The 13,150-nt window shown below is 60.5% G+C and carries 11 protein-coding genes; 9 read left to right on the forward strand and 2 right to left on the reverse strand.

Annotation, left to right across the window (positions count from 1 at the left end; all coding sequences use genetic code 11):
• Positions 1 to 63 precede the first annotated feature (63 nt).
• The gene (gene dapB / locus DI396_RS09775; protein WP_110796014.1) at positions 64 to 885 is read left to right on the forward strand and encodes a 4-hydroxy-tetrahydrodipicolinate reductase; all 822 of its coding nucleotides are present in this window, start codon (positions 64 to 66) and stop codon (positions 883 to 885) included.
• Positions 886 to 960: 75 nt separating this feature from the next.
• On the opposite strand, the gene DI396_RS09780 is transcribed toward dapB, so the two are convergent.
• On the reverse strand, positions 961 to 1,197 hold the full coding sequence (locus DI396_RS09780; protein ID WP_110796015.1) for a DUF1674 domain-containing protein: 237 nt from the start codon (positions 1,195 to 1,197) through the stop codon (positions 961 to 963).
• Between the two features lie 92 nt (positions 1,198 to 1,289).
• Between DI396_RS09780 and DI396_RS09785 the strand changes: the two genes are divergently transcribed.
• From DI396_RS09785 to DI396_RS09820, 8 genes are all read left to right on the forward strand, one after another.
• A complete protein-coding gene (locus tag DI396_RS09785; protein ID WP_110796016.1) occupies positions 1,290 to 2,678 on the forward strand; it encodes an RsmB/NOP family class I SAM-dependent RNA methyltransferase in 1,389 nt (462 codons plus the stop codon).
• A gap of 166 nt (positions 2,679 to 2,844) precedes the next feature.
• Positions 2,845 to 4,608, forward strand: coding sequence for a heparinase II/III family protein (locus tag DI396_RS09790; protein ID WP_110796017.1), 1,764 nt, complete (start codon positions 2,845 to 2,847; stop codon positions 4,606 to 4,608).
• A 135-nt stretch (positions 4,609 to 4,743) separates the two neighbouring features.
• Complete coding sequence (gene purH, locus DI396_RS09795) at positions 4,744 to 6,333, forward strand: bifunctional phosphoribosylaminoimidazolecarboxamide formyltransferase/IMP cyclohydrolase (protein WP_110796018.1); 1,590 nt, start codon at positions 4,744 to 4,746, stop codon at positions 6,331 to 6,333.
• 60 nt (positions 6,334 to 6,393) lie between these two features.
• Positions 6,394 to 6,864: a signal peptidase II gene (gene lspA, locus DI396_RS09800; RefSeq protein WP_110796019.1), complete on the forward strand. Its 471-nt coding sequence runs from the start codon at positions 6,394 to 6,396 to the stop codon at positions 6,862 to 6,864.
• A gap of 53 nt (positions 6,865 to 6,917) precedes the next feature.
• Positions 6,918 to 7,454, forward strand: a complete 537-nt coding sequence (locus DI396_RS09805) for a DUF3035 domain-containing protein (protein WP_110796020.1) — start codon at positions 6,918 to 6,920, stop codon at positions 7,452 to 7,454.
• A gap of 311 nt (positions 7,455 to 7,765) precedes the next feature.
• Positions 7,766 to 9,079 (forward strand): M16 family metallopeptidase, encoded by a 1,314-nt coding sequence (locus DI396_RS09810; RefSeq protein WP_110796063.1) that lies wholly within the window; start codon positions 7,766 to 7,768, stop codon positions 9,077 to 9,079.
• 56 nt (positions 9,080 to 9,135) lie between these two features.
• A complete protein-coding gene (locus DI396_RS09815) occupies positions 9,136 to 10,455 on the forward strand; it encodes a M16 family metallopeptidase (RefSeq protein ID WP_110796064.1) in 1,320 nt (439 codons plus the stop codon).
• 126 nt (positions 10,456 to 10,581) lie between these two features.
• Positions 10,582 to 10,788: a DUF6500 family protein gene (locus DI396_RS09820; protein WP_235851809.1), complete on the forward strand. Its 207-nt coding sequence runs from the start codon at positions 10,582 to 10,584 to the stop codon at positions 10,786 to 10,788.
• A gap of 16 nt (positions 10,789 to 10,804) precedes the next feature.
• Here DI396_RS09820 and DI396_RS09825 read toward each other — a convergent pair whose 3' ends face one another.
• A complete protein-coding gene (locus DI396_RS09825; protein WP_110796021.1) occupies positions 10,805 to 13,147 on the reverse strand; it encodes an aldehyde dehydrogenase family protein in 2,343 nt (780 codons plus the stop codon).
• Positions 13,148 to 13,150: the final 3 nt, after the last annotated feature.

Genomic DNA, 13,150 nt, shown 5'->3' on the forward strand with positions numbered 1-13,150 from the left:
GGCTTTGCCAAGCATGCATTGCTCGGGTAGGAAGGCGCAAAGCCAAATCAGGAGACCAATGCCATGAGCGACAGCGCGCAGGATTTGCCCGGAATTGTAGTGACAGGTGCCTCGGGCCGTATGGGGCAGATGTTGATCGAGACGATTGCCGCATCGGATAAGGCACGTCTCGTCGGGGCGGTAGAGCGGAGCGGCCACGCATGGGTCGGACAGGATATCGGCGCGGCCATGGGGGGGGCTGATATGGGCATTGTGGTCACCGACGATGCGCTGGAGGCCTTTGCCAAGGCGCAAGCCGTGATTGATTTCACCGCGCCCGCCGCCACAGTCGAATTTGCAGCTTTGGCAGCTCAGGCCCGCGCCGTGCATGTGATCGGCACCACCGGTATGTCTGCGGAGGATCTTGCCGCGCTGGGCCGTGCGGCCCATCATGCGGTGATTGTGCGGGCGGGAAATATGTCTCTGGGTGTGAATTTGTTGACGCAGTTGACCAAAAAAGTCGCTGCGGCCTTGGATGACGATTACGATATCGAGATCATCGAATCGCATCACAACCGCAAGGTTGATGCGCCCTCGGGCACCGCGTTGATGTTGGGCGAGGCGGCCGCCGAAGGACGCGGCGTTTCACTTGAGGCGGTATCGGATCGCGGCCGCGATGGCATCACGGGCGCCCGCAAACGCGGCGATATCGGATTTGTCGCGGTGCGCGGCGGTGATATCATCGGCGAACATGACGTGTTGTTCGCAGGCACGGGGGAACGTATCACCCTGCGCCATGTCGCCTCGGATCGCTCGGTCTTTGCCCGCGGGGCACTCAAAGCCGCACTTTGGGGCCAGGGCAAAAAGCCAGGTGAATACGATATGCTTGACGTGCTGGGTCTGTGATCTGCAGGCGGATGCCGTGGGGCCCAGCGCCTGCACCAAAAACGCGCCACAACGTTTAAGTCTTGGGCCTTGCGATCAAAAATCGATAGCGAGGCCTTTTTTCTCCCAATCGCCATAGCGCACCGGCTCTGGTCCGTCGCGCCCGCCAAGTTCGGTGGGCATCGGCGCATCCATCTGGGCCAATCTGCGGCGTTCGGCGGCTTCGGCCAATGCGCGTTGGGCGGCGGCGGGCAGGGTCGGGTCAATGGCCGGCGTGTCTTGCGCGGGTCCTGTGGCGGCCACCTGCGGGGATTTTGCGCTATTGTCGCTCATGACTTGGGCTTCCTTTGCTTTATACCTGTTGATATACGCGCGCTTTAATCACGGGCAAGACCCGATCCATGCTGTAATCAAGGAATATGCCAATGACACCCGCCTCCAGAGATCCCCGTCGGGGGGGAAAGCCCGCAGGCACGCGAACGTCTGGTGGTGGTGCGGATCGCGGCACGGGCGGTGGAAAGTCGCGGCACGATACCTATAAAAAATCCCCGCCCCCGACGCCGCGTGTGGTGGCGGTGCGGCTTTTGGATGCGGTTTTGGGCGACGGGAAGTTGATGTCGGAAATGATCGGGGCCGGGGCGCTTGACCGGCTCGATCCGGCGGACCGCGCCCGTGCGCAACGATTGGCGTTGGATGTGCTGCGCGGGCTGGAACGGGTTGATAAGGTGCTGGCCAAACATCTCAAACGCGGCGAGCCGCTGTTGCATGCGATGAATGTGCTGCGCCTTGGCACGTTGGAATTATGCCTTGGCGGGGATGCACATGGGGTCGTCAACGAGGCGGTGAATATTGTTGGCCGCAACCCGCGCACCATGCAAATGAAGGGATTGGTGAATGCCGTTTTGCGCAAGGTTGCAAAGGACGGTCCGGCGGAATGGGAGATCCTGCGGGTGCCGCGCCTGCCCCGGTGGCTGCGCGATCCTCTGGCGGAGGCCTATGGCAAAGACGAAATGAAAGCGATGGAGGCGGCACATTTCGCAGGTGCGCCATTGGACCTTACTGTGAAGAATGATGCGAAGGGATGGGCCGAAAAGTTGGGCGCTGATATTTTGCCGACGGGGTCTTTGCGGATGGCGTCAGGGGTGCAAGTGTCGGCGTTGCCCGGATTTGATGAGGGCGCGTGGTGGGTGCAAGACGCTGCCGCTGCTGTGCCGGTGAAAATCCTTGGCCCGAAAGCCGGGGAGAGTGTGCTGGACCTATGCGCCGCGCCGGGGGGCAAGACGATGCAGATCGCCGCCAGCGGTGCCAAAGTCACGGCCGTCGATATCTCGGCAAGCCGTATGGCGCGGGTTTCTGAAAACCTGGCGCGCACCGGTCTTGAGGCTGAATGCGTGACCGAGGATGCCCTGACTCACACGGGCGCCTATGATGCCATCGTTTTGGATGCGCCGTGCTCGGCCACCGGCACGATTCGCCGTCACCCCGATTTGCCCTTTGCCAAAGATGGCAGCGAATTTGGCATGTTGATTGGCCTGCAAGAAGAGATGCTTGATCACGCGATTGGGCTTTTGAAACCCGGCGGGCGATTGGTCTATTGTACCTGTTCGCTGTTGCCCGATGAAGGCGAGTGTCAGGTCGAGGACGCTTTGGCGCGCCATGATGACATCACCGTCGACCGTGCGGCATTGGCCGTTGATGGCGTTGATCTTGAGTGGATCACCGAAGAAGGCGGGCTGCGTTTGCGGCCTGATTACTGGGCGGATCGCGGCGGTATGGACGGTTTTTATATCGCCTGCTTGGTGAAATCTGCCTGACACGCAGGCCGGGCAGCGCGGCCGGTGGCGTGGTGGCCGCAGGGGATGCCGAGGGCGCCAAACCTGACCGCGTGGGTTTGATGATTTTTTGAGCGGTGACTTGGCTGCGTGTTTTCGCTAATATGTCTCTCAAAGCGCCACAAGAGCGCAACGAGAGGCAGAGCAGATGGCCCAAGAAAAGTGGATGTCGCGCGGAACGCGTGCCCTGAATCGTGTGCATGCGCGTTTGAGCGCTTTGGCACGCCCTGCAACCGGTTTTGTGTCACAGCCCGAGCCGCGCACCATCGGTAGTTTTGCCCGGGGGCGGCAGCTGGTGGCGGGGAACCTGTTGTTCGCGGGGCAATTGCATCAAGATGACGGTAGCGGTCTTTGGGCCATTGGCGCCGGTGCGCCGCCTGATCCGGCGCGGGATGAAGAGACGCACGGCTTTGCATGGCTCGACGATCTGGCGGCTGTCGGGGACCGGCCTGCGCGGTTGGTGGCTCAAAAATGGCTCTGGGATTGGATCGCGCGTTACGGACGCGGTGGCGGCGCGGGGTGGACGCCCGAACTCACCGGGCGGCGCTTGATTCGCTGGATCCACCACGCGATTTTCCTGCTCAACGGTCAAGACACGGCCCAGTCACAAGCGTTCTACCGGTCGCTGGCGCGGCAAACGATTTTCCTGGGCCGCCGCTGGAAAGGCGCCTTGCCCGGATTGCCACGGTTCGAGGCACTGACTGGCTTGATTTACGCGGGGCTGTCGTTGGAGGGGATGGAGCGCCTCGTTGATCCCGCCGTCAAAGCTTTGGCCCGCGATTGCCGCACGCAAATCAGCGGCGAAGGCGGCATTCCGACCCGCAATCCCGAAGAACTCCTGGAGGTCTGCACTCTGCTAACATGGGCTGCGGCCGCCTTGCGCGAAGCTGGTAAAACTGTGCCGCCGGAGATCATGTCGGCCATCGAGCGTATCGCGCCGAGCCTGCGCAGCCTGCGCCATGCCGATGGCGGATTGGCGCGATTCCATGGCGGCGGGCGGGGGCTTGAGGGGCGGCTGGATTGGGCGCTTGCCAATAGTGGGGTCAAAACGCGCCACGCAGACGGATTGGCGATGGGCTATGCGCGATTGAGCGCGGGGCGGACATCGGTGATCATCGATGCCGCGCCGCCACCGGGCGGCAAAGCCTCTTTCGATGCCCATGCGTCGACGTTGGCGTTTGAACTGACGTCGGGGCGCCGGCCGTTGATCGTCAACTGTGGATCGGGCGCGCATTTCGGTGAAGACTGGCGCCGCGCGGGACGGGCCACGCCATCCCATAGCGCGCTGGCACTTGAGGGATATTCGTCGGCCCGGCTTGGCCGGATTGGTCCGCGCCGTGAAATGCTTGTGGATGCGCCGCGCGAGGTGCCGGTGCAGATCACCCATGCCGAGCAAGGCTTGCGGTTCGAAGGTGGACACGACGGGTATCTCAAAACGCACGGGTTGACCCATGCGCGGACATTGGATTTGTCGTTCGACGGGCGCGGGTTGAAGGGCGAGGATTTGCTGGTTGCCATCGAGGCCCCGGATCAGGTCCGGTTCGATGCGGCGATGGATGCGGCCGCCTTGCAGGGAATCCCCTATCAGGTGCGGTTTCACCTGCACCCCGAAGTTGATGCTTCGCTGGATATGGGCGGCGCTGCGGTGTCATTGGCGCTTAAAAGCGGCGAGGTTTGGGTGTTTCGCACCGATGGGAGCACCAAAATATCGCTGGAACCGGGGGTTTATCTGGAAAAAAACCGTCTTAAGCCTCGCGCTGCGCAGCAAATCGTATTATCGGGTCGCGCATTGGAGTATGCGACACGTCTGCGATGGACCCTGTCCAAAACCGTCGAAACGCCCGTTTCGATCCGTGATTTGAAGCAGGACGGGCCAGGCGCGCCGTATGCTCCCGAATATGAGGTAGAATAGAGCCCGCGTGAGACGAGCCCTACAACATATCCCCCGCGCGTTGGGTGGCATCACGCCGCCCGCGCATCTGCTTGTGCCGCAACAGGACGGCGCGGGTTTGCACATTGACTGCCATCATTTGGGATCTCGACTGATATGACCGACCTTTCGCCCCTGCGCCGCGCGCTAATTTCCGTATCTGACAAAACCGGCCTTGTTGAGCTTGGCCAAAAGCTGGCCGCGCGCGGTGTTGAACTGCTCTCCACCGGTGGCAGCGCCAAGACATTGCGCGATGCGGGGCTTGACGTGCGCGACGTCGCGGATGTCACCGGCTTTCCCGAAATGATGGACGGGCGTGTGAAAACTTTGCACCCCAAAGTGCACGGCGGTCTTCTGGCGCTGCGGGACAACAAAGGTCACGTTGCGGCGATGGAAGAGCACGGGATCGGCAATATCGATCTGCTCGTGGTCAACCTTTATCCGTTTGAAGAAACCGTCGCCAAGGGCGCGGATTATGATACCTGCATCGAGAATATCGACATTGGCGGCCCTGCGATGATCCGCGCCGCCGCCAAGAACCACGGCTTTGTCACCACGGTTGTCGATGTCGAGGACTACGATGCCTTGATCGCAGAGCTTGATGCCAACGACGGCCAAACCACATATGCCTTCCGCCAGCGTCTGGCACAGATCGCCTATGCACGGACCGGCGCTTATGACGCTGCTGTCTCGACATGGATGGCGGGCGCGCTGGGCGAGGATGCGCCGCGCCGCCGCGCCTTTGCCGGCACCATCAAGCAGACGCTGCGCTATGGCGAGAACCCGCATCAAAATGCGGCCTTCTACACCGATGGATCCGAGCGCCCCGGCGTGGCCACCGCCGCGCAACATCAGGGCAAGGAACTGAGCTACAACAACATCAATGACACCGATGCCGCGTTCGAATTGGTGGCCGAATTCGACCCCGCCGAAAGCGCCGCATGCGCGATCATCAAACACGCTAACCCTTGCGGCGTGGCCAAGGGCGCGACCCTGACCGAGGCCTATAAGAACGCCTTTGATTGCGACCGCACCTCGGCCTTTGGCGGCATTGTGGCCTTGAACGGCGAACTCAATGGCGAAACCGCCGAAGCCATCACCGAGATCTTCACCGAAGTCGTCATCGCCCCTTCGGCCACCGATGAGGCCAAGGCAATCTTTGCCAAGAAGAAAAACCTGCGTTTGCTGACCACGGGCGCTCTGCCGAATGTGCGCGACAAGGGCCTCACCGTGCGCCAAGTCGCGGGCGGTCTTTTGGTGCAGGACAAAGACACCGGTTTCATCAGCATGGATGATTTGAAGGTCGTGACCAAAGTCGCGCCAACGGACGAGCAAATGCGCGATCTTTTGTTTGCCTGGAAAGTCGCCAAGCACGTCAAATCCAACGCGATTGTCTACGTCAAAGATCAAGCGACCGTCGGCGTTGGCGCGGGGCAAATGAGCCGCCTCGATAGCGCGCTTATTGCTGCGAAGAAAGCCGAGCGTATGGCCGAAGCGATGGGATTGCCCGCGCCGTTGACCAAAGGGTCTGCTGTGGCTTCCGATGCGTTCTTCCCCTTCGCGGATGGCCTTCTCGAAGCCGCTGCGGCGGGCGCCTCATGCGTCATTCAACCGGGCGGTTCAATGCGCGACAACGAAGTGATCGCGGCGGCGGACGAGGCGGGCCTTGCCATGGTCTTTACCGGAATGCGCCATTTCCGGCACTAAACTGCGCGGCGCGTGGCAGATTGCCGCCTGCCCGCGCCGAATGAATTAAGGGAGAGGCTGATGCGCCTTGTGTTTTGGGTTGGATTTTGGACCTTTCTCGTCGATCAGGCGACCAAATATCTGGTCGTTCACGCAATGGATTTGCGCACTCTGGGCGAGATCGAGGTGCTGCCGCCCTTCCTCAATCTGCGTATGGCGTGGAACTACGGCATCAACTTCGGGCTGTTCTCGCAAGGCTCCGACATCGTGCGTTGGGTATTGATCACCGTGGCTTTGGTGATTTCCGGCGCGGTGCTGTGGTGGGTGCATAGTGAAGACACCGGCAAACGCGGCTTTATTGCTGCGGGTTTGTTGGTCGGTGGCGCGGTGGGCAATGTGGTGGATCGCATCTTGTATGGCGGCGTGGCGGATTTTCTGAATATGTCCTGCTGTGGGTTTGATAACCCCTATGCCTTCAATGTGGCCGATATCGCGGTCTTCGCGGGTGCGATTGGAATGGTTCTGTTTACAGGCGGAAAAAACGCCGCGTGACGGCGGTGCGGGGATGGGTTAAACCTACTCTTAATAGTGATCGGAGGACCGCGATGCGGACGGCGCGCGTTACACATATCGGGATCGGCCTTGGGCTTGCACTGCTGCTATCGGCATGCGGTGGTGGTGAGGGGCGTGACATCAAATTGCGCAACCTGAGTAACAATTCCGGTGGACCGAACGAGTTCGCCGTGATTCCGGGCAAGCCGCTGCAAGCGCCCGCAGATTTCGCAGCGTTACCGGAACCGACGCCGGGCGCGGGCAACATCACCGACCAAAACCCGAAAGCCGACGCTGTGGCGGCCTTGGGCGGCAATTCCGCGCGGCTGACGCCGGCGGGTGTGACTGCATCGGACACTGCATTGACCCGCCATGCCACGCGGTTCGGCACGCAATCGAACATCCGCCAGACTTTGGCGGTCGAGGACGAAGAATACCGTCGCCGTAAGTCGCGGTTTACCAAGCTCAAGATCGTCAAAGTCGACCGGTATCGCGAAGCCTATAAGCCAATGTCGCTCGACCCGCAGGCCGAGATGGAGCGGTTCCGCCGCTTGGGTGTGGACACGCCAAGCGCCCCTCCCAACAATTAGAGAACGGGTCGGCGCCACGCTCTTGAAGCCGGGCAATTCCATCGTATCTATCAAAAGTGAGCGGTCGTGACTGGCCTTGCTGCGCGTTTGGTGTTTTGTTCACCCTGCCCTGCGGGATGGTCCCGCACGATACGTGTTCGGCCCGAAATTTATGGGCCCAAAGACAGGATGGCCCAATGATACGGTCCTTGAAACGATCTACCCTGCACAGTTTTTCCGTTGCCGTTTCGACCCCTGCTGCGGTGGCATTGGCGGTCTTTTCCTGCGCCGCCTTCGGGCCCGCGTTGGTGGCGGCGCAAGACACGGCGACGATGGCCGCGTCCGAGCCATCAACCGAAGCCGTCGGAATTCACGATACGGTCACTGATTTTGTTTTGGACAACGGTATGCAGGTCATCGTGATCGAGGACCATCGCGCCCCCGTGGTTGTGCAAATGGTCTGGTATCGTGCCGGATCGGCCGAAGAACCGGCGGGCCGCTCCGGTATCGCGCATTTCCTTGAACACCTTCTGTTCAAGGGCACGGATAATTTGAAACCGGGGGAATTATCCTCGACTGTGGCTGCCAATGGCGGCAGCGACAATGCCTTCACAAGCTATGATTACACCGCCTACTATCAAAGGGTTGCTGCCGATCGACTTGAATTGATGATGCGTATGGAAAGCGACCGGATGGTCAATCTGCGTCTTGGCGAGGAAGAGATTGCGACAGAACGCGCGGTCATCATCGAGGAGCGTAATCAACGTACCGAGAATGATCCTGCGGCGCTCTTTCGTGAACAAAAGAACGCAGCGCAGTACCTTAATCACCGCTACGGCGTGCCGGTGATCGGATGGCGCCACGAGATGGAGCAATTGGGTCTTGAAGATGCGCTGAACTTTTACAAAACCTACTACGCGCCAAACAATGCTATTTTGGTGGTGGCAGGCGACGTGCAACCCGATGAAGTGAAGGCTCTGTCCGAGACATACTATGGCGTATTGCCCGCCAATCCGGACCTGCCGAAGCGTATCCGCCCGACCGAGCCGCCGCAAACCTCGGCGCGGCGCATGACATTCCATGATCCCCGCGTTGCGCAGCCCTATGTCGGGCGCTCTTATCTTGCGCCCGAACGCAACGCCGGCGCGCAAGAAGAGGCGGCGGCTTTGACGCTGTTGGCGGAGATTTTGGGCGGTGGGACCACATCGGTTTTGGCGGAAAAACTGCAGTTCGAAGCGCAAAAGGCGGTCTACGTTGCGGCCTATTATCGTGGCATGTCCCTGGATGCGACTACCTTTGAATTCGTCGTGGTGCCTGCGGTGGGTGTGAGTCTTGAAGAAGCCGAAGCCGCTCTTGATACCGCTTTGGCGGATTTCCTGACCGAGGGTATCGACGCCGATCAATTGGCCCGTTTGAAAATGCAAATCCGGGCCTCGGAAATTTACGCCCGCGATGATGTCGAAAGCACCGCCAACCGGTATGGCCGCGCCTTGACCCAAGGGTTGACTGTCGAGGATGTGCAGGCATGGCCCGGCATTCTCCAAGCGGTCACCGAAGAGGATATTCTCGCTGCTGCGCGGTCGGTTCTGGATAAACGCCAGTCGGTGACCGGTTGGTTGATGAGCGACGAGGAGGTTTCGCAATGAACAGGATGACCCACCCGCGCGGCGCCCGGGCCGTGGCCGTGGCAACCCCGGTACCTATGATCGCCCGTTTTGGCGCATGGCTTTTGGCATTGGCGATTCTTCTCGCAGCCTTGCCCGCCCGCGCTGAAATCCAGATTCAGGAAGTCACCAGCCCCGGCGGCATCACCGCTTGGTTGGTCGAGGATCACAGCATTCCCTTTGCCGCGCTGCAGCTCAGCTTTCGCGGTGGGGCGTCGCTCGATCCGGAGGGGAAAGCCGGTGTCACATCGTTGATGGGGGGGCTTTTGGAAGAGGGCGCGGGTGATTTGGACGCGCGCGCCTTTGCCCGTGCGGCGGAAACCCTTGCAACCTCGTTCAGTTACCGGGTGGGGGATGACTTCACCTCGATTTCCGCCAGATTCCTGACCGAAAACCGCGACGACGCCTTGGCCTTGCTGCGGAGCACCTTGATTGCGCCGCGATTCGACGCGGACGCCATCGAGCGGGTCCGGGCACAAATGTTATCGAACCTGCGATCGGACCTCAAAGACCCCAATGCCATCGCGGCGCAGGCGTTTTCTACGCTGACCTATGGCGATCATCCCTATGCCACGCCGCAAGACGGCACGATCGAGAGCATCACCGCAATGACCCGCGAGGATTTGATCGCGGCGCATAAGGCGGCTTTGGTTTTGAGCCGCGTGACGATTGGTGTGGTGGGCGACATTACGCCCGAGGACTTGGCGCCGATGCTTGATGCGCTTCTGGCGGATTTACCACAAGACGGCCCGCCCTTACCGGGCCGGGCCAATGTGACGTTGACCGGTGGCACCACGGTGATCGACTTCCCGACCCCGCAATCTGTGGCGCTTTTCGGCCATGAAGGTGTCGCCTTGGACGATGAAGATTTTTTCGCGGCCTATCTGCTCAATACCATTCTTGGCGGTGGATCGTTTGAAAGCCGCCTGATGACTGAAGTGCGCGAAAAACGCGGGCTGACCTATGGTGTGTATGCTTATCTCGTGGGCAAGGAAGAGGCGGACATCTGGATGGGGCAGGTGGCCTCGGCCAATGATCGCATCGCCGAGGCGATCAGCGTCATCCGTGCCGAATGGGCGCGGATTGCCACCGAGGGGGTAAGTGCCGAGGAATTGGAAAATGCCAAAACCTATCTGACCGGCTCATATCCTTTGCGGTTTGACGGCAACGGGACGATTGCCGGAATCATAACCGGCATGCAGGAAAACGGATTTCCCATCGATTATGCGTCGACGCGCAATGCACGGATCGAAGCGGTGACGTTGGAAGATGTAAGCCGTGTGGCCCGCGAGCGGTTGCGCCCGCAGGATCTGCGCTTTGTCGTGGTCGGGCAACCGGAGGGCTTGGAGGCGAACTGAGTTTCGCGCCGCCCTGCGTGTTGCACGCGTTTGGATGCCTCCGGCGGGGATATTTCAGGAAAGTTGAAAGAGGCGCGGCGTGTATATGTCCGCGCCTGTGCGCTTGGGGGCATGATGAGATCCGATTTGAGACGAAAGGCAATTTCCGTTTGCGATGCGAAGATTGCCAAGAAGGGCGAGGCGGTCGGCCTGTCGTTCTATGCGTTCTTTGCCAACCGCAATGAAGATCCGGAAAGGTTGATGGAGGCGGCCGAATGGTGGATTAAAACCCATCAACTCGATCATTTCGAGAAGGCAGTGAAAATTCGGGCGATGATCGCGGCCGGGCAATAGGCGCACGGTATCGGCCTTATTCGCCGTAGGGAATCCAGACGGTTTTGACCTCGGTCGCCGCAGCGAGGAAGCTGTTGCTGTCGGCGTGCGTCCAATCGCGCGCGTGGCCATTATTGACCCATGTGCGTTTTAGATTGCTCGCCGAGGCGCGCTCGATCTCACCGGAAATGTCCGAGGATGAAAAGCTCCACACCGCGTCGATATTCATATGTGCCGCCATCGGGGCCGCGAGGTCGAGATGCGAGCCGGTTAGGATGTTCACCGCGCCTGCTGGGACGTCCGAGGTGTCCAGAATTTGGTAGAAATCTGTGGCCAATAGCGGCGCAGGTTCGGATGCGACAAGCACCACGCGGTTGCCCATCGCCAAGGCCGGGGCCATGACGGAAATCAGCCCGAGGAGTGGCGCTTCGTCTGGGCAAAACGCTCCAATGATTCCCACCGGTTCGTGCATCGCAAGCGCCGCGCCGCGCATCGGAACACCATTGATCCGGCCCTCGTATTTGTCGGCCCATGCGGCATAGGTGAAAAGGCGGTCGATGCTGGCTTCGACTTCGGCCTTACCGGATTTTCCGCCCATGAGTGCATCAATACGGGCGGCCAGCTCATCCGCCCGTGCCGAGAGGTTCTCACCGATATAGTAGAGAATTTGCGCGCGCAGATGTGCGGAGGATTCGCCCCATCCGGCGGCGCTTTGTGCGGCTTCGACGGCGTTGCGGATATCCTTTCGGCTTGCCACGGGGACATGCCCCAAAATTGCGCCGGATTTGTCCAAAACAGCGCGGGAATAGCCGCTGTCAGGGCGGGTTTGTTTGCCACCAATATAGAGTTTCGGCGTGCGGTCGAGCGCCGCGTCGCCGGTGGTAGCATCACCGCCATGGGGGCGCTGCGGTTTGAGCGCCTTGCGGCGCCCTTTGGGGCGGGTGTAAGCGGTCAATCCGGCCCATCCGCCTTCGCGGCCAAAGCCGCTTTCGCGCACCCCGCCAAAACCGGCGGCGGCGTCGAACATGTTGCTGCCGTTGATCCACACCACGCCTGCGGCGAGTTTCGGCGCGATGTCGAGCGCGAGGTTGATGTTCTCGCTCCAGATCGTCGCAGCGAGGCCATAGCGGGTGTTATTCGCCATTTCGACTGCCTCGGCGGGGGTGCGAAAGGTCGCGGACACCAACACAGGGCCAAAGATTTCCTCCTGCATCAACCGATCGGCGGGTGCCAGATCGGTGATCAGGGTCGGTGGGTAAAAACACCCGGTCGCGGGCATGTCGCACGGTGGGGTAAAATGGGTGCCCGCAGGGTTATCTGCGATCATGCCTTGTACGGTTTTCAATTGCACCGGATCGGCCAAAGCTCCCATGTCGATGCTTTTATCAAGTGGGTTTCCAAGGCGTAGCTTGCCCATGCGCGCACGCAGCTTTTCATGGAATCGATCCGCGATGCCCTCATGGATCAAAAGCCGTGAGCCAGCGCAGCAGACCTGACCTTGGTTGAAGAAAATCGCATCGACGAGGCCTTCAACAGCGCTGTCGATATCGGCATCATCGAACACGATATAGGGGGATTTTCCGCCCAATTCGAGCGTCAGCGCCTTGCCAGATCCGGCAGTGGCCGTGCGGATCGCGCGGCCGACGGCGGTCGATCCTGTAAAGGCGATTTTGTCGATGCGCTCATGCGCGGTGATCATTTCGCCCACGGCGCCATCGCCGGTGACGATGTTCACCACGCCTTTGGGTAATCCGATTTGGCGGCAGATATCGGCGAACAACAGCGCGGTCAGCGATGTGTATTCGGCGGGCTTCAAGACCACGGTATTGCCCATCGCCAAGGCTGGCGCCACTTTCCACGCCAACATCAAAATCGGGAAATTCCATGGGATGATCTGACCGCATACGCCAAGCGCCTCCCGGTCCGGCATTTCATCGTCCATCAATTGCGCCATGCCGGCGTGGTAATAAAAATGCCTCTGCACCAAGGGGATATCGACGTCGCGCGCCTCGCGGATCGGTTTGCCATTGTCGAGAGTTTCCAGCACGGCAACGAGCCGCCCGTGTTTTTGCAACTGCCGCGCCAGCGCATAAAGATACCGCGCGCGGCCCGCGCCGCCGAGCTTTTGCCACTTGGATTGCGCTTTGCGGGCGGCGGCAACGGCAGCATCGACCTCGGGCAATGTGGCTTGGGTTAGGGTTGCCAAAATCTCGCCGGTGGCGGGATTGCGGCTTTCGAAATCATTGCGCGGATCGGTGAACGCCCCGTCGATGAAATGGCCGAAACGGTCGCCCTGATCCACCAGCCATGCCAAAGCTTCGGCAGGGGATTCCGGCGCAGTGCCATAGTCCATCGATTCAAAAATCTCTTTAACAGTCATAAC

The organism is Litorivita pollutaquae, assembly GCF_003205515.1.
Taxonomy (GTDB): Bacteria; Pseudomonadota; Alphaproteobacteria; order Rhodobacterales; family Rhodobacteraceae; genus Litorivita; species Litorivita pollutaquae.